18 protein-coding genes are annotated in these 20,087 nt (G+C 48.6%); 13 read left to right on the forward strand and 5 right to left on the reverse strand.

Going from position 1 to position 20,087, the window contains the following annotated elements:
• Positions 1-52 precede the first annotated feature (52 nt).
• A complete protein-coding gene (locus tag H1R82_RS02305; protein ID WP_181732114.1) occupies positions 53-1,246 on the forward strand; it encodes a pyridoxal phosphate-dependent aminotransferase in 1,194 nt (397 codons plus the stop codon).
• Positions 1,247-1,340: 94 nt separating this feature from the next.
• Here the strand turns inward: H1R82_RS02305 and lexA are convergent, their stop codons facing one another.
• Together lexA and H1R82_RS02315 are read right to left on the reverse strand one after the other, a co-directional pair.
• Positions 1,341-1,961 carry a transcriptional repressor LexA gene (gene lexA / locus H1R82_RS02310; RefSeq protein WP_181732115.1) on the reverse strand — a complete coding sequence of 207 codons (621 nt, stop codon included), beginning with the start codon at positions 1,959-1,961 and terminating at the stop codon, positions 1,341-1,343.
• Between the two features lie 117 nt (positions 1,962-2,078).
• On the reverse strand, positions 2,079-3,155 hold the full coding sequence (locus tag H1R82_RS02315; RefSeq protein WP_236533604.1) for a tyrosine-type recombinase/integrase: 1,077 nt from the start codon (positions 3,153-3,155) through the stop codon (positions 2,079-2,081).
• A gap of 249 nt (positions 3,156-3,404) precedes the next feature.
• Here H1R82_RS02315 and H1R82_RS02320 point away from each other — a divergent pair, with 249 nt between their 5' ends.
• From H1R82_RS02320 to H1R82_RS02360, 9 genes are all read left to right on the forward strand, one after another.
• Positions 3,405-4,655, forward strand: coding sequence for an NCS2 family permease (locus H1R82_RS02320; protein ID WP_049720081.1), 1,251 nt, complete (start codon positions 3,405-3,407; stop codon positions 4,653-4,655).
• Positions 4,656-5,469: 814 nt separating this feature from the next.
• On the forward strand, positions 5,470-6,105 hold the full coding sequence (locus H1R82_RS02325) for a TetR/AcrR family transcriptional regulator (RefSeq protein ID WP_170151222.1): 636 nt from the start codon (positions 5,470-5,472) through the stop codon (positions 6,103-6,105).
• 58 nt (positions 6,106-6,163) lie between these two features.
• On the forward strand, positions 6,164-7,336 hold the full coding sequence (locus H1R82_RS02330; protein WP_121874073.1) for an acyl-CoA dehydrogenase family protein: 1,173 nt from the start codon (positions 6,164-6,166) through the stop codon (positions 7,334-7,336).
• Positions 7,337-7,365: 29 nt separating this feature from the next.
• Entirely contained in the window at positions 7,366-7,719 is a 354-nt protein-coding gene (locus tag H1R82_RS02335; protein ID WP_231564595.1) for an SCP2 sterol-binding domain-containing protein, read from the forward strand.
• 66 nt (positions 7,720-7,785) lie between these two features.
• Positions 7,786-9,642 carry an AMP-dependent synthetase/ligase gene (locus tag H1R82_RS02340; RefSeq protein WP_181732116.1) on the forward strand — a complete coding sequence of 619 codons (1,857 nt, stop codon included), beginning with the start codon at positions 7,786-7,788 and terminating at the stop codon, positions 9,640-9,642.
• Positions 9,639-10,472 (forward strand): SDR family NAD(P)-dependent oxidoreductase, encoded by an 834-nt coding sequence (locus H1R82_RS02345; protein ID WP_181732117.1) that lies wholly within the window; start codon positions 9,639-9,641, stop codon positions 10,470-10,472. The genes H1R82_RS02340 and H1R82_RS02345 overlap by 4 nt, the downstream gene beginning before the upstream one ends.
• Positions 10,473-10,492: 20 nt before the next feature.
• Complete coding sequence (locus H1R82_RS02350) at positions 10,493-11,647, forward strand: thiolase family protein (RefSeq protein ID WP_181732118.1); 1,155 nt, start codon at positions 10,493-10,495, stop codon at positions 11,645-11,647.
• Entirely contained in the window at positions 11,647-12,429 is a 783-nt protein-coding gene (locus tag H1R82_RS02355; protein ID WP_049720085.1) for an enoyl-CoA hydratase/isomerase family protein, read from the forward strand. Before H1R82_RS02350 ends, H1R82_RS02355 begins: the two co-directional genes overlap by 1 nt.
• A gap of 64 nt (positions 12,430-12,493) precedes the next feature.
• The gene (locus H1R82_RS02360; RefSeq protein WP_181732119.1) at positions 12,494-13,588 is read left to right on the forward strand and encodes an SDR family oxidoreductase; all 1,095 of its coding nucleotides are present in this window, start codon (positions 12,494-12,496) and stop codon (positions 13,586-13,588) included.
• 57 nt (positions 13,589-13,645) lie between these two features.
• On the opposite strand, the gene trhO is transcribed toward H1R82_RS02360, so the two are convergent.
• A complete protein-coding gene (gene trhO, locus H1R82_RS02365; protein ID WP_181732120.1) occupies positions 13,646-14,563 on the reverse strand; it encodes an oxygen-dependent tRNA uridine(34) hydroxylase TrhO in 918 nt (305 codons plus the stop codon).
• Positions 14,564-14,724: 161 nt separating this feature from the next.
• Here trhO and H1R82_RS02370 point away from each other — a divergent pair, with 161 nt between their 5' ends.
• Positions 14,725-15,240, forward strand: coding sequence for a D-glycero-alpha-D-manno-heptose-1,7-bisphosphate 7-phosphatase (locus H1R82_RS02370; RefSeq protein WP_181732121.1), 516 nt, complete (start codon positions 14,725-14,727; stop codon positions 15,238-15,240).
• A gap of 109 nt (positions 15,241-15,349) precedes the next feature.
• The gene (locus H1R82_RS02375) at positions 15,350-15,931 is read left to right on the forward strand and encodes a hypothetical protein (RefSeq protein WP_181732122.1); all 582 of its coding nucleotides are present in this window, start codon (positions 15,350-15,352) and stop codon (positions 15,929-15,931) included.
• A gap of 47 nt (positions 15,932-15,978) precedes the next feature.
• On the opposite strand, the gene H1R82_RS02380 is transcribed toward H1R82_RS02375, so the two are convergent.
• Complete coding sequence (locus H1R82_RS02380; protein WP_181732123.1) at positions 15,979-16,803, reverse strand: phosphoenolpyruvate hydrolase family protein; 825 nt, start codon at positions 16,801-16,803, stop codon at positions 15,979-15,981.
• A 15-nt stretch (positions 16,804-16,818) separates the two neighbouring features.
• On the reverse strand, positions 16,819-18,036 hold the full coding sequence (locus H1R82_RS02385; RefSeq protein ID WP_181732124.1) for a Tm-1-like ATP-binding domain-containing protein: 1,218 nt from the start codon (positions 18,034-18,036) through the stop codon (positions 16,819-16,821).
• A 304-nt stretch (positions 18,037-18,340) separates the two neighbouring features.
• Between H1R82_RS02385 and H1R82_RS02390 the strand changes: the two genes are divergently transcribed.
• Positions 18,341-19,531 (forward strand): MFS transporter, encoded by a 1,191-nt coding sequence (locus H1R82_RS02390; RefSeq protein WP_244932701.1) that lies wholly within the window; start codon positions 18,341-18,343, stop codon positions 19,529-19,531.
• The last annotated feature ends 556 nt before the right edge of the window (positions 19,532-20,087 follow it).

Here is a 20,087-nt window from a genome sequence, read left to right on the forward strand (position 1 = left end):
TAATGGTGAAAGGATAGATTGCCAGACTGCAGAACAGGGGAGGGGCCCGATCTTGAAACTTTCAAAACGTGTGCAACAGTTGGCGCCGTCGCCGACACTTGCGATTACTGCCAAAGCAAAAGCCTTGAAACAACAAGGGCATGATGTGATTGGCCTGGGAGCCGGTGAACCGGATTTTAATACACCGGAACACATCATTGAAGCGGCCAAAGCTGCAATGGACAACGGGTTTACCAAATATACGGCAACAGGCGGGATCCCTGAGCTGAAAGAAGCCATTGCAAACAAGTTGAAAAAGGATAACGGGTTGACTTACAAACCCGGCCAAATTATTGTGACCGTCGGGGCGAAGCACGCGCTTTACAATTTGTTCCAAGCTTTACTGGATGAAGGGGACGAAGTCATTATCCCGGCCCCCTACTGGGTCAGTTATATCGAACAGGTGAAACTGGCCCAAGGAAAGCCGGTGGTGATCGAGGGAACAGAAGAGCAGGGGTTTAAGATCACACCTCAACAATTGCAAGAAGCCATTACTCCGCGGACGAAAGCGTTGATTCTAAACAGCCCGTCCAACCCGACCGGCATGGTTTATACGGAGGATGAGTTGCGTGCAATTGGAAAAGTCTGCATTGACCGGGACATCCTCATCATTTCGGATGAAATTTATGAACATCTGATCTATGATCCGGACAAAAAACATGTCAGCATGGCCGGTCTGGGCCCGGATTATTATGATCATACGGTCATCATCAACGGGGTTTCCAAATCTTATTCCATGACCGGATGGCGGATCGGATTTGCTGCGGGGCCGGAACCGCTCATCAAAGCCATGAACGGAATTTCCGACCACAGCACATCCAATCCCACTTCCATTGCGCAATATGCCGCTTTGGAAGCTTTGTCGGGGACACAGGAACCCATTCAAGAAATGAAAAAAGCTTTTAAAGAACGCCGCGATTACGTGGTGGAACGCTTGAATAAAATTCCGGGCTTTGTTTGTCTGAAGCCGGCGGGTGCGTTTTATGCGTTTGTCAATATCCGGCAGGCGCTCGAAAACTCCGGCGGACGTTACAAAAACCCGGATGAGTGGGCGGCGGATTTGTTGGAAATCGAACGGGTTGCCGTGGTTCCGGGTTCCGGTTTCGGTTCCAAGGATCATATCCGTATCTCTTACGCCACCTCTTTGGAACAATTGGAAAAGGCTTTGGACCGGATCGAACGGTTCGTTACCCAATCCCAAGCATGAAAAAAAGGCTGTTGACCATGGTCAACAGCCTTTTTGCCATCCATCGGAATCGTTTGGGTGACAACAATCTAAATCCTTGCCGGCATCGTATAAATTACAAAACTTCACGAATCAAGCTGATCACTTTGCCGAGAATTTTCACACTGGGCAATAAGATCGGCGAAAGGGTGTCATTTTCAGGTTGCAAACGAATATGATCTTTTTCCTTAAAAAAACGTTTGACCGTTGCTTCCCCTTCAGGGGTCATGGCCACGACGATGTCGCCGTTTTCGGCGGTCGGTTGCTGACGCACGACCACATAATCCCCGTCCAAAATTCCGGCATTGATCATGCTGTCCCCGCGCACGGATAAGAGAAACACGGGATCATCTTGTCCGACGAGCCGTCTTGGAAGCGGATAATAATCTTCAATGTTTTCAATGGCTGTAATCGGCTCGCCCGCCGTCACTTTACCGACCAGCGGGACCATGACGGTTTCCACGCCTTTGGTGTAGATTTCAGGACGATGTAAAAGCTCGATGGCACGGGGTTTGGTCGGGTCACGCCGGATATATCCCTTTTTTTCAAGACGAGCCAGGTGTCCATGCACGGTGGAACTGGAGGCAAGACCCACGGCTTCGCCGATTTCCCGAACGGAAGGCGGGTATCCTTTTTCGGCCACTTCTTTTTGGATATAGTCTAAAATGGCTTTTTGCCTGGGTGAGAGTTTGTCCACGTTTTCATCCCCCTTTGATCACATTCACCCGCTCCACATTGACATATCTTCTACTAGTATACATGAACAATGGAAAAAGAACAAACATTTGCAGAATGTTTGTTCTTAAAACACAGTTTATAACATTTGATCCAGCCGGTCGAGTGCTTCATCCTTTTCCGTATTGATGACGTGGGTGTAAATCTGGGTGGTTTGAATATTGGAATGCCCCAGGATTTCTTGCACCACCCGCAGGTTTTCCCCGTTGGACAAAAGAAGAGTGGCCAGGGTATGGCGCAATTTATGCGGGGAAATGGAAGCTGCCTTCGGTGGAAGGTTGGCTTCGCGCACGTATTTGCTGATAATATCCGAGATGCCTTTCCGGCTGATGCGCTGATAGTTTTTATTGAGAAACAAGGCTTGCTGATGTTCCCGTGATGCTTTGTTTTCAGGGCGGACGGTCAAATAATTTTTCAACGCTTGTTTGGCCGTCTCATTCAATTTGAGCATCCGTTCTTTTCCGCCTTTGCCCAGGATGATCACCCGCATGACTTCGCCGTCGGACTGGATACTGTTCAGGTTTAATTGAATCAGCTCGGACACCCGCATTCCGGTGTTCAAAAACAGGAGAAGAATGGCCAGATCGCGTCTTTCCATCCATTCCGGGCTTTTGGTGTTTTTCTTTTGATGGTACGTTTTGACGGCGCGAAGAAGGCGCAGGGCCTCTTCTTTGGTCAGAAAGACGGGCACTTTTTGGCGCGAACGGCTTCTCAGTGAAGCATCTTCGTATTCTGCCATCGGATTTTGGTTCAGCACGTGCGTTTTGACCAGAAAACGAAAGAGAGAGCGCAACGAAGCGCGCTTTCTTTGTTTGCCGCTCTGGGAGTTTTCCCGGAAGTGTGTCCGGGTGATCCACTCCTCCTTGATTTTCCCGGTTTTCGGGTCTTTTTTCTTTCTTAAGATATGTACGGTTCGTTCATAGCCGTTTTCTATCTGCCGGAAAAAACGTTTGATGATCATCGGATCCACTTGCTCGATCGTTTTGTTGATGGAATTAAGATAATCAAAAAAGAGTGCAAAATCATAGGCATAATTCGCAATGGTTTGTTTTGAACGTTCGGCGCTGATCATCTCGAGAAAAAATTCTTGCACTTCTGCAGGAAACTGAGAAATGATCCGATTGATGTTTTCTGGCAGTTTGCGTGATTTAAACACAGGTTTCAAGCCGAATCCACCTCCTGTTTCCGGAAAGTCAATGTCATTATTCTACCATAAAGAATGGAAGGTGATTTGACTTATGAGGTCAGGATCATCTATAATATCTATCCGGGTGTGGGAAAACACCCGTTTTTTTAAAGACCACAATTCCATTTTATATGATAAACGACATCGATCTTTTTGTGTCACGCAACTCGTTGCGTGGCGGGTGGGTGAGGGAACATCTCAAAGGAATAGAAAGGCAAGATGGATCGATCAACATTGAAAGTTGAGATCATTGCAGGAGTGACTTCCTTTTTCACGACAGCCTATATTCTGCTTGTTAATCCACTGATTTTGAAAGATGCCGGAATTCCGTTGGGAGCAGGATTGATGGCCACCATTTGCGCTTCCGTCTTCGGTTGTTTGATCATGGGATGGTTTGCCAAAGCTCCGGTTATCCTGGTTCCCGGAATGGGAGTCAATGCATTTTTCAGTTACACCATTGTGCAATCTTTTGGCCTTTCGTGGAAGCAAGGGTTGGCTGTGGTGATTCTCTCCGGGTTTTGCTTTTTCGTCGCCAGTGTGACATCCTGGGGCGATAAGCTTGTCACCGGGGTCCCGGATTCGTTGAAGCACGGAATCACAGCAGGGATTGGTTTCTTGCTGACCTTTATCGGTTTGCAAAAAGGGATGATCATCCGACCGAGTGAAATCAACGTGGTTCAACTGGGGGATTTTTCTCATCCGGTAACCCTCGCCACGATTCTGGGACTTGTTGTCACGCTGTTTTTGTTTGTCCGGGGAACCAGAGGAGGCATGTTGATCGGGCTGATCATCACCAGCTTGCTGACGATGATCCTGACCGGTGATTTTCGTCCCCGGGCAACTGATGTGAAGCTGCAAGATTATGTCCATCTGTTTGCTGCGGCAGAGTTCAGCTTTTGGCAGATCCCGTTTTGGCTTTCCGTTTTTTCGATGACCATGATTGTGGTTTTTGAAAACATGGGCTTATTAAGCGGTATGCTGCCGGATGCAAAAAAATTTCCGCGGGCTTATCAGGTGGTGGCGGTATCCACGCTCACATCCGGTATCTTTGGAACGAGCCCGACGGTGGCATCGGCTGAAAGCTCAGCCGGAATCGCGGAAGGGGGAAGAACGGGCGTTCCGGCTCTGGTTGCAGCCGGGTTGTTTGCCCTTTCCGTTTTGATGCTGCCAGTCATCAGCATGATTCCGGAAAATGCAGTTGCTCCTGTATTGATGGTGATTGGCGCGCTGATGATGAAAAGCGTGGAAGAGATTCCCTTCCATGATTTTTCAGAAGGGTTTCCCGCTTTTTTGATCATCGCCGGAATCCCGCTTACGGGCAGTATCGCGGACGGGTTGGCGTTGGGATTCATCGCATACCCGTTGATCAAAGCCGCAAGCGGAAAATGGAAACAGGTTTCGCGCTTGATTTATATGACAGCGGGACTGTTTTTAATCTATTTTGTTGCATCCGCATGGATGATGCATTAAAAAAGAGGCCGGATCCGGCCTCTTTTTTTGTGTGATGACATTTCATCACGGGTGAGGAGATTTCTTGAGGAAACAAAGAATGAGCCGGGACAGCCGGACGGGGCACTTGTGTGCCGTTTCAGGTTGCCCTGTCCGGAAAGATTCCGGGCGGGGCGGATTCAAACGAATGTAATCCAAGGTGGCATTTGTTTTTGCCGGCGGTGGATTCATGATGGGGACGGGGAGGGAAAACACGAGAAAAAATGTCAACAAAAAGCCGAGGGAGAAGACGAGAATGACCGATATTTTTTTGGCAATCATAGTTTTTCTCCTTTTCATCCCGATAATGGATCATTCGTAAGGAGAAATTATTTTTTGTTTATTTCCACTATTCAAAATTAAATTCAAGTTCCAACGGAATGGAACCAATCCCCGTTAATCCCGTTGAATGCAGGTGAATGCAGGCATTTCATCCAAAAAGTTTTCGTTTGCACGAAACATCAATGGAACATCAGTAAAAACTAGTTTGCAACACAAACAAAAAATTCTTCAAAAAAGAAACAACCCCATACAAAGGATATGTTTAGAATCCAACCCATTAACCCTAAAATAAACACAAAACTAAACTGCCCAGCCGAAATCCCCCGGGTAGCCCCAAAACATCAATAATCAACCGAACCACTTCCGATTTAAAAACAAATCCGTCGAGAAATGAGGAAATCACAGACGGAAAGAAATAAAAATATATTATTCAAAAAATAATAAATTAATTGATAAATGGATTGGTTTTGTAGTATAATACTAATACGTACTGGTACTCATTGGAGAATGGATGATGGAAATGCTTCATGTAACCAAAATGCCAACAGAAGCAAAAGACAAGTTACTGTATGCAGCTCTTCAACTGTTTACCACCAAAGGCTTTAAAGAGACCTCGATCCTTGAAGTGGTGGAACAGGCAAGGGTGTCCAAAACGACTTTTTACCGCTTTTTCCGCAGCAAAGAAGAATTGCTTGTCTGTTTGTTTGAACTGTTGGCCAACGAAGTTCTGAAGGAAGTGGAGGAAGCGGTTCGCCGGGAAGAGCAAATTGCGTACAAGGGGTATGCCGGCATACGCCGTTACATCGAGATTTGTGTGAATCGTTCAACCGTTGCGAAATTATTGTTGGTGGAGTCTGTCGGGGTGAGTAAGGCAGTCGAACGAATGCGCCGGACAGCGCACCTGAGATTTGCCGGCTTGATTGACCGGATCGTGCAAGAGATTCTCCCGCCAGCCAAACAAAACCAGGATGCCCGGTTCATTTCGCAAGCAATGGTTGGAGCGATCAATGAAGTCGTGATGCAAAATCTTTTCCAGTCTGATGAAAAAATCGACACGGACCACTTGGCACGGTTGTTAAACCGGATCATGGTCAGTTCGTATGTCAACTTTTCGTTTGGGAAATCAGCTGGAAACGTGGTTCGCCAATAGGCCTGTCTTTGGACAGGAAGTACCAGTACGTATCGGTATCAAACGGAGGGATGCCATCATGTCAGGAACCAATAAGGAAGCAAATCCTGGACTTTGTTTCCAACTTTCTGATGAACAATTGGAGCTCAAAAAGTGGGCGCATGGATTTGCAGAAAAAGAGATCCGCCCGATCGCGGCCGAGTATGACGAAAAAGAAGAGTTCCCCATGCAAGTTTTGGAAAAAGCTGCGAAAGCCGGCTTAACCAGCTATGCGGCTCCGGCGGAATACGGAGGGGGCGGGCTGACCAGCGTGATGGCTGCTTGCCTGATTGCCGAGGAGTTGTATTGGGGATGTGCGGGAATTGCCACTTCGCTGATGGTGGCGGGGTTGGCCGGATTGCCTCTTTATTATATGGGAACGGAAGAACAAAAAAAGAAATGGATCCCGTTCTTGTGTGATCCGGAAACCCCGCGGATGGGAGCCATGGCACTGACTGAGCCGGGCGCTGGTTCCGATGTCAAAGCGATTAAAACCCGCGCCGAAAAAGACGGCAACGAATGGGTGATCAACGGACGGAAATGTTTCATCACCAATGGCGGCATTGCCGATTTGTACGTCGTTTTTGCACGGACCATTCCGGATGCGGGTTATCACGGGGTGTCGGCTTTTATTGTCCCTAAAGGAACGCCGGGGCTTTCCGGAGGGAAAAAAGAGCGAAAAATGGGAATTCGGGCTTCTCATACCGGAGATGTGATTTTTGAGGATGTCCGCGTTCCGGAGGAAAACCTGCTGGGAGAAGAGCACATGGCATTCTTCGGGGCCATGCAGATGTTGGAAAAATCAAGACCGGTAGTGGCTGCCGGGGCTGTCGGTGTTGCCCGGGCTGCATATGAATATGCATTGGAGTATGCAAAAAACCGGGTGCAATTCGGGCGTCCCATCATCAAAAACCAAGCGATTTCCTTCATGCTTGCGCAAATGAAAACCAAAATCGAAGCGGCCCGCCTGCTGACTTATCGCGCGGCCGATCTGGCAGACCGGGGGGAACCCTGTACGACCGAAGCCAGTATGGCCAAAGCATTCGCAGCCGAAACAGCCATGGAAGTCACGACCAATGCGGTGCAAATTTTGGGCGGATACGGTTATATGCGGGATTATCCGGTTGAAAAGTGGATGAGGGATGCGAAAATCCTGTCCATTTATGAAGGAACCACACAAATTCAATATAAAGTGATCACCAACAGTTTCTAAACATTATCAATATGAAGGGAGAAATGATGATGAAAGACTTGAGCATTCATGAAATTTTCGAAAAAATCGAGCAGGCGTTAAATGAGGATTCCAAGCCGATTGAAGGCATGAATGCCGTTTATCAATATGATCTCACAGGCGAAGAAGAAGTCACCTATCAGCTGCAATTGTCCAATGGTCAAGCCAAAGTGGAGAAAGGTTCACCGGCTGAAGCGGATTGTGTGTTGCAAATGAAAATCGATGATTTTAAAGAATTGCTTTTGGGAAATCTGAGCGGAACCGCAGCGTTCATGTCCGGGAAATTGAAAATCAAAGGAAATATCGGTGCTGCGATGAAGATGGAAAACTTGCTCCGTCAATATGACGTAAGCAAATATGTATGATTTCAGTTCCCGGTCCGGACCGGGAACTGCCTCAGGCGTCATATCACTGCTTCTGGAGGGCTGCCAATGAAAAACCAAAATCTGGTGGAAATGGTATGGCGCTCCGTTGAAAAATATCCGGACAATATCGCACTGAAGTGGAAAGAAAACAACACTTACCAAACACTCACTTATCAGAATTTTTGGAACCGTATTCAATGGGTGGCCGCAGGATTGTATCGTTTCGGGGTCCGGAAGGATACCAAAGTCGGCATCCTTTCCAACAATCAATACAAATGGCCCATTGCGGATCTGGCTGTCGGCAGTTTGGGGGCTGTCAGCGTGCCGGTCTACCCGTCCCTTCCTGCGGACCATGTCAACACCATTTTAAAACAAGCAGACTGCGAAGTGGTTTTTGTAGAGGATGAAGAACAACTCCAAAAAGTCATCCATGGCCAAAACGATGTCCATACCATTATTTATATGGGATTCAGAGAATATTCAGGAAATAACGGGAATATCGTCACCTTTTCTTCCTTGGAGCGCCAAGGAAAGGAACACCCGCTGGATCAATGGTCAGAGATTTGGAAAGCAATCGGGCGCGATCAACTGATGACCATCATCCATACATCCGGAACGACGGGTGTTCCCAAGGGTGCTATGTTAACACACGGAAATTTTTTATCCAATATTGAGGGAATTCAAATTTGGTGCATGGAAGCCCGGCACGATGACATTTTCTTGTCCTATCTGCCGCTGGCGCATGTTTTTGAACGAATGGCCGGACAGTTTATGCCGTTATCGGTCGGGGCCACGATTGCTTATGCAGAAAGCCTGGAGACGATCCCGCAAAATCTGTTGGAGGTTCGTCCCACGGTGATGACCAGTGTGCCAAGGCTTTTTGAAAAAATTTATGCCCGCGTCCAAGAAGAGATCCAATCGGGGACACCGATCCGCCGTGCGGTTTTTGAATGGGCTCTTAAGATCGGGGAAAAACGGTATGAACTGTACACCAGCAAGCCGGCTGATTATTTGATGATGCATGATTTGCCGCCGGATCTGAAATGGAAATGGAAAATTGCCGACAAGCTCGTTTTTCAGAAGATCAAATCGCAACTGGGCGGGCGGCTGCGCGGTTTGATTTCGGGCGGTGCTGCTTTGAATCCCGACATCGCCCGGTTCTTTTGGGCGATTGATGTGCCGGTGTTGGAGGGATACGGACTGACCGAAACCTCACCGGTGATCAGTGTCAATCCGTTTTCCCGTGCCCGGATCGGAACTGTGGGGCTGCCGCTGCCCAACTTGGAAGTCAGTATCGCCGAGGACGGCGAAATTTGGGTTCGCGGTCCCAATGTGATGCAAGGGTATTACCGAAATGAGGAAGCAACCGCCAATCAGTTCCACAACGGATGGTTGAAGACAGGGGATCTGGGTGAAATCAACGAGGAAGGTTATTTGAAAATCACGGACCGGAAAAAACGGCTTTTGATCCTGTCCACCGGAAAAAATGTGAGTCCCCAACCGGTGGAAAATGCGATTTGCGCCAGTTTGTACATCAACCAGTGCTGTTTAATCGGCCAAGACCGAAAATACACCACCGTGTTGATCGAACCTGATTTTGAACAGCTGGTCCCTTGGGCAAAGAAGAAGAATTTGCCTGCCGATTCCCGTGAGAAGCTGGTCGAATGCGAAGAAGTGAAAACGCTTCTTCAAAACGAGATCAAGCAGGCGGTCAAGCATTTCCCCCGTTATGAACGGCCCAAAAAAGCTTGGATATCCGGACGGGAGTGGACAGAGGAAACCGGAGAGATCACGCCTTCATTGAAAGTACGGACACATGAGATCGAAAAAATTTATAAAAATGAAATTGCCCAAATGTACGGGGATGTTTCTCATCCGCGCATGATTATTTTAGAATCCGCAAAGCAAGGAGGTACATCATGAATCTTCCACTCAAAGGAAAAGTGGCGGTTGTCACCGGGGCTTCCCGCGGTTTGGGGAGAATGGACGCTTTGAAGTTGGCAGAAGCCGGAGCCGATGTGGTGGTGACGGATATTTTGATCGAAGAAGACGAGAAATTGGAGGAAAAGTCCGAACAGTACGGGCCGATGTCCCAAATCATGGCTCAATCCAAAACCATTTACACCAAATCCACGGCCAAACAAATTGAAGAAATGGGACGGCGCTCGGCGGCATACCGGATGGATGTCACGGACCGGGAAGAAGTCCAAAAGGTCATGGCTGAAATCAAGGACAAGTTCGGGCGGATTGACATCTTGGTCAACAATGCCGGGACCTTGGATCATACAGCGCGTCTGGAACACCAGAATGATGATTTTTGGGACCGGGATTTGAAGGTGAATTTGACCGGAGCTTACAACTGTTCCAAAGCGGTTTGGCCCTATATGAAAGAACAGAAATGGGGACGCATCATCAATATGGCTTCTGTGGCCGGAACCTTGGGAGGATACGGACAAGCCAGTTATTCAACCACCAAAGCGGGAATCCTGGGCTTGACCAAAACCTTGGCTTTGGAAGGGGCCCGGTACAATATTACGTCCAATGCCATTGTGCCGGGAATTATCAATACGGAGGCTTTTCAATACACCAACCCGAAAATGCGGGAGCGCATGATTGAACGGACGGCTTTTAAAAGACCGGGGGAACCGGAGGATATTGCATATGCCATCGTGTTCTTGTCATCAGATCAGGCCAAATACATTACCGGGGTCGGACTTCCGGTTGCAGGCGGAATCGATCTGTTTACTTTTTGATGAAGAAAGGAGAGAAAAGCATGAGTGACCGCGATGCAGTGATCATTGATGCCATCCGGACACCGATCGGGCGGAAAAAAGGAACACTCTCGACGGTCCGGCCTGATGACATGGCAGCTTTCGTCCTGCAAAAGCTGGTGGAGAAAAACCAACTGGGTCCGGCAGAAGTGGAAGACATTAAAATGGGATGCGTCACGCAAATCGGCGAGCAAGGATACAATATCGGCAGAATGGCCGGCTTGATCGCAGGGTTTCCGGTGGAAGTGTGCGGAGTGAGTGTCAACCGGATGTGTGCTTCCTCTTTGGAAACTGTGGCCCAAGGGGCTCATGCCATCATGGCGGGAATGGCGGATTGTGTGATCGCGGCCGGGGTGGAAAGCATGAACCGGGTCCCCATGGGCAGTGACGGCGGCAGTTTCAGCGACCGGCTGTTATCCAGATACAACATTATTCCGCAAGGGCTCTCGGCGGAAATGATCGCCGAAAAATGGGGAATCTCCCGTGAAGAGATGGACGAATTTTCATTGCACAGCCATGAAAAGGCGCTGGCCGCACAACAGGAAGGACGCTTTGACAACGAGCTGGTGCCGGTGGAAATCAAAGGAGATAAAGGGGAACTGGTGAAACTGGACAAGGATGAGACTCCCCGGGCCAATACCAGTTTGGAAGCACTGGCTCAATTGTCTCCCTCCTTCCGTCCCGACGGCAATGTGACACCGGGAAATTCCAGCCAGATCAGTGACGGTTCGGCCGCTGTTTTGCTCACCTCCCGCCGGAAAGCCAAAGAATTGGGGCTTGTCCCGAAAGCCCGGGTGGTGGCCACGCAATTGGCAGGTGTGGAGCCGGATATCATGCTGACGGGGATCATTCCCGCCACCCGAAAAGTGTTGGACCGTGCCGGTTTAAGTTTGGACGACATCGGCGTGTTTGAGGTCAATGAAGCGTTTGCTTCGGTGGTTCTTGCCTGGAAGCAGGAGATCAAACCGGACATGGAAAAAGTCAACCCCAACGGAGGCGCGATTGCATTGGGGCATCCGCTCGGAGCCAGTGGGGCCCGGATTATCGCGACATTGGTCAATGAGCTGGAACGCCGGAAGGAACGTTACGGGTTGGCCACGATGTGCATCGGATTCGGAATGGCGCTTGCAGTCATTATTGAACGGGAGGAAGGCTGATGGAGTGGAAGCATTTTTTGGTGGAGATTCGCGATCAGGTTGCACGGATCACCATCAACCGCCCGCCAGTAAATACGCTGAGCCGGGATGCCCTGATTGAATTGGGTTCCATTTTGGATCAATTGGAAAAGGATCCGTCCGTCCGGAGTTTGATCCTCACCGGTGCGGGAGAAAAAACTTTTTCCGCCGGTGCGGATGTTTCCGAGTTTGGCGGGATGGGGGATCGGGAACAGGCTGAAGGTTTCTTAAAACAAATCCATGATTTATTCGACCGGATTGAAAACTTCCCCAAACCGGTGATTGCTTCCATCAACGGGAAAGCGTTGGGTGGCGGAAACGAATTGCAAATGGCTTGCCACTTGGCGATTGCCGCCGACCATGCCGAATTCGGATTGCCGGAAGTCCGGTTGGGGATTATGCCGGGTTACGGTGGAACACAACGGTTACCACGTCTGATCGGGCAAAGGCGCGCTTTGGAAATCATGCTGGAAGGGAAAAGAATTTCCGCACAGGAAGCATTGGAAATCGGACTGGTCAATAAAGTTGTGCCTGCGGAACGGTTGGCCGAAGAAGCGTTTGAATGGGCCAAACAATTGGCCGAAGGACCGCCCGTTGCCATGAAAGGAATCATCCAATCGGTCATCAACGGGAGCCGGAAGGAACTGCCGGAAGGGTTGAAAGTCGAACGCGAAAACATGCTGGCCGTGATGCGCACGGAAGATGCCATCGAAGGGGTTGCTGCTTTCTTTTCCAAACGCAAACCGTCTTTTAAAGGAAAATAATATCGGCACATAAGCCTCCCAAACCGGGAGGCTGTGCCTGCATTTCATTTAAAGGGGGGATCTTATGCCTTCACATACTTACTTTTTTACCGGTTTCCCCGGATTTATTGCCACCCGGCTGGTTGAAAAGTTGTTTGACCAGGATCCGTCTTCCCGTTTCCTGCTGTTGGTTCACCCCAGTCAACAAGAGAAGGCGGAAAAAGTGATTTCGCAATTAACGCAAAAGAAAGCGGGGTCCAGAGGATGTTTCAGCCTGATTCCCGGCGACATTACCAAGGAAAATTTGGACATCCCGCAGCAACGCTTGGAACGTCTCCGTGAGGAGATCGATTATGTTTTTCATCTGGCCGCGATTTATGATTTGGCGGTTCCCAAGGAGACGGCGCATAAGGTGAATGTGACCGGCACCCAAAATGTAAACGATTTCGTCCTGAGTTTATCCGGATTGAAGCGATACGTTTATTTCAGCACCGCCTATGTTTCAGGCAAGCGGACCGGCCGGATTTTGGAGACCGAATTGGATGAAGGACAGTCTTTTAAAAACCATTATGAAGCAAGCAAGTTCGAAGCGGAAGTCATGACCCAGAAGCTCATGAATCAAGTGCCTTTGACCATTATCCGACCGGGAATTGTCATGGGAGATTCCAAAACGGGGGAGACGGTCAAGTTCGACGGGCCTTACTTTGTGATGCGTTATTTGGACAAATTTTCCCGTTTCCCCATTCCTTATCCGGGCCGGGGGAAAGCCTTGTTAAATCTCGTGCCGGTGGATTATATCGTGGACGCAACATGCTATTTGGCCACTCATCCGGTGGGGGAAGGAAAAGTGTATCATTTGACCGATCCCAACCCTTATCCGGCCCGGGAAGCGTTCGGAATCATTTGCGAGACGTTGGTTGGAAAGAAAGCGTCCTTTACGCTGCCTTCTTTTATTGTATACGGCTTGCTTTTAATTCCGGCGTTTCGAAGGTGGCTGATGGTGGAAAAAGAGACCATCGAATATTTTCGCCTGAAAGCGGAATACGATTGCTCACAAGCGTTGGAAGATTTAAAAGATTCAGGGATCAAGTGTGCGGATTTTAAAGATTACATTCAGGTTTGTGTCAAATTTTATGAAGAACACCGGCACGATCCGGATAAAATGATCAAAGTGCGGTAAGAAAAAATAAAGCTTGTCGCCCGGATGACTTGGCGACAAGCTTTATTGTTGCGCTGATTAAGAAGCGCTTGCTTCTTTGGCTGCTTTTTGAAGATCCCGTTCTTTGCATTCCGTGGTGCAATAGCCTTCATATTTTTCTTCGCATTCGGGACAACAAATGTGCTGTTTATGGCAAGGATCGTATTTGCAATTGATGTAGCGGTCTTCGGGTTTTCCGCAATGGGAACATTTCCCGACGATCTTGTCTTCGACTTGATTGATGCGGACCGAGATGCGCTCATCAAAAACATAACATTTCCCGTCAAAGAGTTGCCCTTTGACTTCCGGATCCTGGCTGTAGGTAATGATTCCACCGTCCAGCTGGTAAACTTCCTTAAACCCTTCTTCCAACATCAAGGCTGTCAATTTTTCACAACGGATACCCCCGGTGCAATAAGTGATGATCGGTTTGTCTTTGTATTGGCTCATGTTTTTGCGAATCCATTCCGGGAACTCGCGGGTGGTTTTGACATCCGGGCGGATGGCTCCGCGAAAATGGCCGATGTCATACTCATAATCGTTTCTTCCGTCCAACACAATTACGTCATCCCGTTGGAGCATTTCATAAAATTCCTTGGGCGACAAACGTTTTCCCGTTTTTTTGTTGGGATCCACGTTCTTTTTCAAACGCCAGGTGACCAATTCTTTTTTCGGGCGTACAATCATTTTTTTGAATGCATGTTTGTGGTGTTTGTCCACCTTAAAGGGCATATCATGGAACAGCGGATGCTGATGCATGTAATCCATATATTTTTGGGTTTGCTCAACCGTTCCCGACACCGTTCCGTTAATTCCTTCTTTGGAAACCCAGATCCGTCCCCGCAAGCCCAGTTCGTTACAAAATGCACGGTGTTCATCCGCGAAGGATTCCGGGTCTTCCAAAGGTGTATATTTATAGTATAGGAGCACACGATAATTTTGATCATTGGTTTCCATACAGATCACTTCCCCTTTTCATCAGTTTCCCCGAAAAAAGTCCTGCCTTTTAGTATACAACAGACATGCGAAAACGCAAAGTACGGCTTGGGACCGAAGCCGATCGCACAAAGGCCTTTTTTCCATTATGATAATCAAAAAGACCAAAAGGTGGGTAGAAGTTGAAGGGACAAAACAAAGCCGTTTTTCTCGACCGGGACGGGGTCATCAACGAAGTGATGACGGGCCGGGTGGATCATGTCAACCGGCCGCAGGATTTTTATTTGCTGGAGAAAGTTCCGGAAGCGATTGCCAAATTAAGGGGACTCGGGTACAAAATTTTTGTGGTTACCAATCAAGGCGGGGTGGGACTGGGTTATATCCAGGAAAAAACCTTAAAAAAAATCCATGAAAAAATGCAGAATGATTTAATCGCCGGACATCCCGGGGCCATCATTGACGACATCTTGTATTGTCCCCACAAACCTTTTGAAGGTTGCTCTTGCCGCAAACCCCAAGCCGGCATGATTTTGGAGCTGGCAAAGAAGCATCAAGTGGATTTGTCCCGGTCATGGATGGTGGGGGACCGGCAAGTCGATCTGGAAGCGGGCAAAAGAGCGGGATGCCGTTCCGTTCTGGTTTCGAGCGAATATACTTTGTGGGATTTTGCCTGTTCATTGGATTCAAAGGAGGAGTGATTCCTCCTTTTTTGTTCTTTTAAAGCAAAAAATCTCTCAATATAGCCCGAAGGAATCATGCGAAAAAGGAGGACTATAAATATAATAAACCCGGGATGGGGGTGCGAGATTGGCTACATTGGCAGTCGGATGTCTGATCTGGATCGGGTTTACGGCTTATGTGATGATCATCGCCAACATACATAACCGTTTTCTGAGCAAAATGACGGGCATGATGGTTTCCATGGGTGTGGCCATGATGAGCAGTTTGTTATTGGGAACCTTGCTCGGTGTTTTTCTGGAAACCATGAGGGTTTCCACGGAGATTGCCATGGCGTTTGGGATGGTTGCCGGTTATTTTACCGGTAAACCGGTTCACCTCCTGGCTTCCCTGGACGGGTTTTTGGCAGGGATCATGGGAGGAATGATGGGGGCCATGCTGGGGGTGATGATGGTTCCCGAAAATTCGGCATGGACCCTGGCCGTGGTGATTGTCTCGTTTGTCCTTGCCATGGCGTTGATCATCCAATTGATTGCACAGGAAGTGAAAAAAGCGGATAAAAAGATGGAAGCCATGCGGGAAAAGAAAATCGCCGGTTGGGGGGTTTTGTTTTCGATCGCACTCATTATCGTTTCGTTTCCGCTCAATGCGGTGTGGGTGGATGCTTTTCCGGCTTCCACAACCAATACCATCCAGCCACACCACCATTAAAAAACGCCTGGATTCATTTTTCCAGGCGTTTTTTTGCATTATGCCATTTATAAATTCTTAAAGTTTTCCACTTGGGTTTGAATGGCCACTTCCGTGGGGAGGCGCTCGATGCTGGATGCGCCGAAGAACCCGTCCACGCCTTTGGTCATGGATAAGATTTCTTTCACGTCTTGCGGTTCGGCAATGGGTCCTCCGTGGCAAAGGATGATGATGTCGGGATTCACTTTTTTGGCGGCATCATGGATGGCCTGAATCCGTTCGGCGGATTTCTCCAAGGTCAATGCCGTTTCCGCTCCAATCGAACCTTTGGTGGTCAACCCCATATGCGCCACCAGGACATCGGCGCCGGCTTCAGCCATGGCGACGGCTTCTTCCGTATTGAAGACGTATGGACAAGTCAACATATCCAGTTGGTGGGCTTCACGAATCATTTCGACTTCCAAATCAAAGCCCATTCCGGTTTCTTCGAGGTTTTGACGGAAATTCCCGTCAAAAAGTCCGACGGTGGGGAAGTTTTGCACCCCGTCAAATCCCATTTCTTTCAGTTGTTTCAGGAAAACGGGAATTCTGCGGAAGGGATCGGTGCCGCAAACGCCGGCCAAGACAGGAGTGTTTTGGACGATCGGCAACACTTCGGAAGCCATTTCCACCACAATGGCGTTGGCGTCTCCATAGGGGAGCAAACCGGCCAGGGATCCGCGACCGGCCATGCGATAACGGCCGGAATTATAAATAATGATGATGTCGGCTCCGCCTCGTTCGGCGAATTTGGCAGAAATTCCGGTTCCGGCCCCGCAGCCGATAATCGGCTTTCCTTGCTGAATTGTGTTTCTTAAACGTTTTAGTGATTCTTCTCTGCTGATAAACGGCATGATGTCAAACTCCTTTCATTCGTTTTCTTTTTGAATCAGTTCCATCAATTTTTTCGTCACGGCATCGGCAAATTCCGGATCATTAATATTGCAATCCAACTCGTAGATTGGGATATCCGGATTGGTGTATTGCTTGATGGCATCAAACAGCGCTTGGTCGGCTTCCGGCCACCAAAATTCTTTTCCGGGAGCATCCAGTTCGGAAACGCCTTTTAATGGAAGAAAGACGGCGGATTCTCCTTTGGACCGGTTGATTTTTTCGGCCAGGATCCGGCCCAGTTTTTCATTTTCTTCAGGGGTGGTTCTCATTAATGTGATGTTATCGTTCCAATAATAAAAGAGTCGGTCTCTGAATTTTTCCGGCACGGTGGACGGTCCCCAAAAGTTCACCATGTCCAGGCACCCCGGCGCCACGACTTGAGGCAACGCCCACTTGGCGGCGGCATCCATCCGGGTGGGGCCTGCGGACAGCACTCCTCCCACCAGTTCATCGGCCAATTCTGTCGTGGTGATGTCCAACACGCCGGTTATGTATCCTTGACCAATCAAATATTCCATGGTTTTCCCGCCGGTGCCGGTTGCGTGAAACACCAATACTTCATAGCCTTTTTGTTCCAGCAAATGTTTGCATTGATTCACCAGCGTGGTGGTGTTTCCAAACATGGAGGCGGTGATCAAAGGTTTGGTATCGATGGGCGGCACCTCGGCTTCCAACATGCCGACAATGGCACCGACGGCATTGGAATAAATTTTGGCGCTGATCCGGTTGACTCCGGCCACATCCAATATCGACGGAATCATGACAATATCGCTGATCCCCACATAAGGCTTTGTATCACCGGAGGCCACCGTGCTCACCATCACCTTCGGGACTCCCACAGGAAGGGCTTGCAAGCCGGACGTCCCGATCATGGTCCCGTTGGATCCTCCCATCGAAAAACCGGCGTCGATTTTTCCTTCCAGAAACAGCTCTTTCATAATGACGGCAATTCCCCGGGTCATGACAGACATGGCATGAGATTTATCAGCTTTTTTTCGAAGCTCTTCCAAAGAGCTCCCACCGGCTTCCGCCACTTTTTCGGCAGGAATATCCGGATCAAAAAACGGTTCTCCCAAAACACCTGTGTTAATGACAAATCCATGGTGCCCGTGTTTTTCGATTTCCTGCTTGATAAATGCATAATCATGCCCTTTGGTATCCAGTGCACCAATGACAGCAATGGTTTTGCCCATTTCGATCCTCCTTGCAAGTTGAGTTAGGGTGTTTTAGAGAAAAACCCTTATAAATAACATTTAGTTATAAATGCTATATTCCCTTCATTATATCAATTATTTTTCTTATGATTTTTTAGAAAAACTTTTTTAGAACCTAAATTTTTGGCTTCCGACAGCGGAGGGGTGTAAGGAGAAAAGCTTGGATCCATGCTCTTTTTGATTTAAACTGTGAAGGTTATTGTATAATAATATTTAACGTACCGAATTTTTTAGTGATGCCGAAAACCGGCATCATCCTTTTTTTAGGGAAAGGGGGCCTTTGGTGGATACCATACAACAATCCATGCCGGCAAAAAGACCGATGTCCAAAGGGAAAGTATGGACATTCAGCACGACGCATCTGATGAATGACTTGGTGACGACCGGCATCGTCCCGGCGTTATTGCCGCTGTATCAGCAGGCTTTTGATTTGACTTACACGCAATCGGGGCTCATTATTCTCGCTTCTTATATCACTTCCTCGGTCATGCAGCCATTGTTTGGCGCATGGACGGATCACAAACCGATGGTCTGGATGTTGCCGCTCGGTGTGTTTATTTCTGTGATGGGATTGGCACTGACCGGCTGGGCACCCAGTTATGGATGGGTTTTGTTTCTGATCGCCTTATCCGGGCTCGGCTCCGGGATTTTTCATCCGGAAGCATCCCGGGGAACCCACTTTGCATCAGGAAATACCAAAGGGTTGGCGCAGGCGATTTTTCAGGTGGGAGGCAACGGTGGCCAGGCTTTGGGACCTTTGATGATTCCGTTGTTTTTGGTTTATACGGGAAAAGAAGGGCTGCTCTGGTTCAGTGTGCTGGCAGTGATCGCGCTCATTTTGCTTTTGCGTTTATTGCCTTGGTATAAAGAACAGGTGAGCAGGTCGCAGGCAGCTAAAAAACAATCCAAAGGAAAAAACCACTGGCCGGGGGTTTTTTGGCTGGTCATTGTGATCACATTGCGGTCTTGGTGCCAAGTCGGTGTTTCCGCTTTTTTGCCTTTTTTCTTTTTGCATCAAATGAACATGTCTTACAGTCAGGCAGAGGTGTTAAACTTCGTGTTTCTGGGGGCAGGCGCGTTGGGAACGTTTATCGGCGGGGCGTTGTCTGATTATTTGGGGATCAAACGCTGGTTGGTCGGTTCCCTGCTCGCTTCGGTGCCTTTTGCCTTATGGTTGCCTTATGCCCAAGGGGTTTCGATGTGGCTGGTGATCTTTTTGTTCGGTTTTTTTGTTTTATCTTCTTTTGCCGTGACCGTGGTGTATATGCAAAAATTGCTGCCCCGCAATATCGCTATGGCTTCCGGTTTGGCCATTGGTTTTGGTGTCGGAGCCGGGGGAATCGGAGCCACGCTCATGGGATATCTGATCGACTTGTTCGGGGTGCCCACCATTTTATCGTTGATTTCCGCATTGCCCATTTTGGCGGTTCTATGTGCGTTCATGGTTCCGGATGAAAGAAAACTGGCTGCATAAACGGATTCCGAACCCTCCCGGTTTGAAGTACATGGGAGGGTTTATTGTACCTTTAATTGATGGGATGCGCCGGCTAATATGCCCTATTTCATTTCGGTTAACGATTCTTCGTCGCTCTGTGAGGCTTCCAGCCCCCCATTTTTACAGAATTTTGCTGACTGAAAGCCCACGGTTTCAATCGTGGGATGAAAGGCGGCGTTGCTCGGTAATCCCTTTATGGGATTGCTTAGAGCAACAATTTTTTGTATAATCGAACACATGAGCGGTGCTCATCCCACTGGTAGTGGGTTTGTTCCTGTACGTCATGGGTTGAGGTTCCAGTGGTGAACGATTCTCTCCCATTGGGTAAAACCATGAGAGTGAGTCATGGAACAAGAGAACTAGCGTACTGGTAGTAGGTACGCCGCCCATGTGGGTACATGCAACATGAGTTGTAGAACCATATGGGACGGGCTGATGAGACAGCCCTGAACTTGGGAGTTGCCCAAAGCAGAAATGAATTGAGGGCGTTAACTACCCAAGAATCCCACGGCTTCAGCCGTGTGGAGTCTCAAGA

The sequence above is a fragment of the Thermoactinomyces intermedius genome, from assembly GCF_013912365.1.
Classification (GTDB): domain Bacteria; phylum Bacillota; class Bacilli; order Thermoactinomycetales; family Thermoactinomycetaceae; genus Thermoactinomyces; species Thermoactinomyces intermedius.

Coding starts and splice junctions, on each gene's coding strand:
- H1R82_RS02320 (WP_049720081.1), top strand. CDS start 3,405: ATGGATCGATCAACATTGAAAGTTGAGATCATTGCAGGAGTGACTTCC.
- H1R82_RS02325 (WP_170151222.1), top strand. CDS start 5,470: ATGGAAATGCTTCATGTAACCAAAATGCCAACAGAAGCAAAAGACAAG.
- H1R82_RS02330 (WP_121874073.1), top strand. CDS start 6,164: ATGTCAGGAACCAATAAGGAAGCAAATCCTGGACTTTGTTTCCAACTT.
- H1R82_RS02335 (WP_231564595.1), top strand. CDS start 7,366: ATGAAAGACTTGAGCATTCATGAAATTTTCGAAAAAATCGAGCAGGCG.
- H1R82_RS02340 (WP_181732116.1), top strand. CDS start 7,786: ATGAAAAACCAAAATCTGGTGGAAATGGTATGGCGCTCCGTTGAAAAA.
- H1R82_RS02345 (WP_181732117.1), top strand. CDS start 9,639: ATGAATCTTCCACTCAAAGGAAAAGTGGCGGTTGTCACCGGGGCTTCC.
- H1R82_RS02350 (WP_181732118.1), top strand. CDS start 10,493: ATGAGTGACCGCGATGCAGTGATCATTGATGCCATCCGGACACCGATC.
- H1R82_RS02355 (WP_049720085.1), top strand. CDS start 11,647: ATGGAGTGGAAGCATTTTTTGGTGGAGATTCGCGATCAGGTTGCACGG.
- H1R82_RS02360 (WP_181732119.1), top strand. CDS start 12,494: ATGCCTTCACATACTTACTTTTTTACCGGTTTCCCCGGATTTATTGCC.
- trhO (WP_181732120.1), bottom strand. CDS start 14,563: ATGGAAACCAATGATCAAAATTATCGTGTGCTCCTATACTATAAATAT.
- H1R82_RS02380 (WP_181732123.1), bottom strand. CDS start 16,803: ATGCCGTTTATCAGCAGAGAAGAATCACTAAAACGTTTAAGAAACACA.
- H1R82_RS02385 (WP_181732124.1), bottom strand. CDS start 18,036: ATGGGCAAAACCATTGCTGTCATTGGTGCACTGGATACCAAAGGGCAT.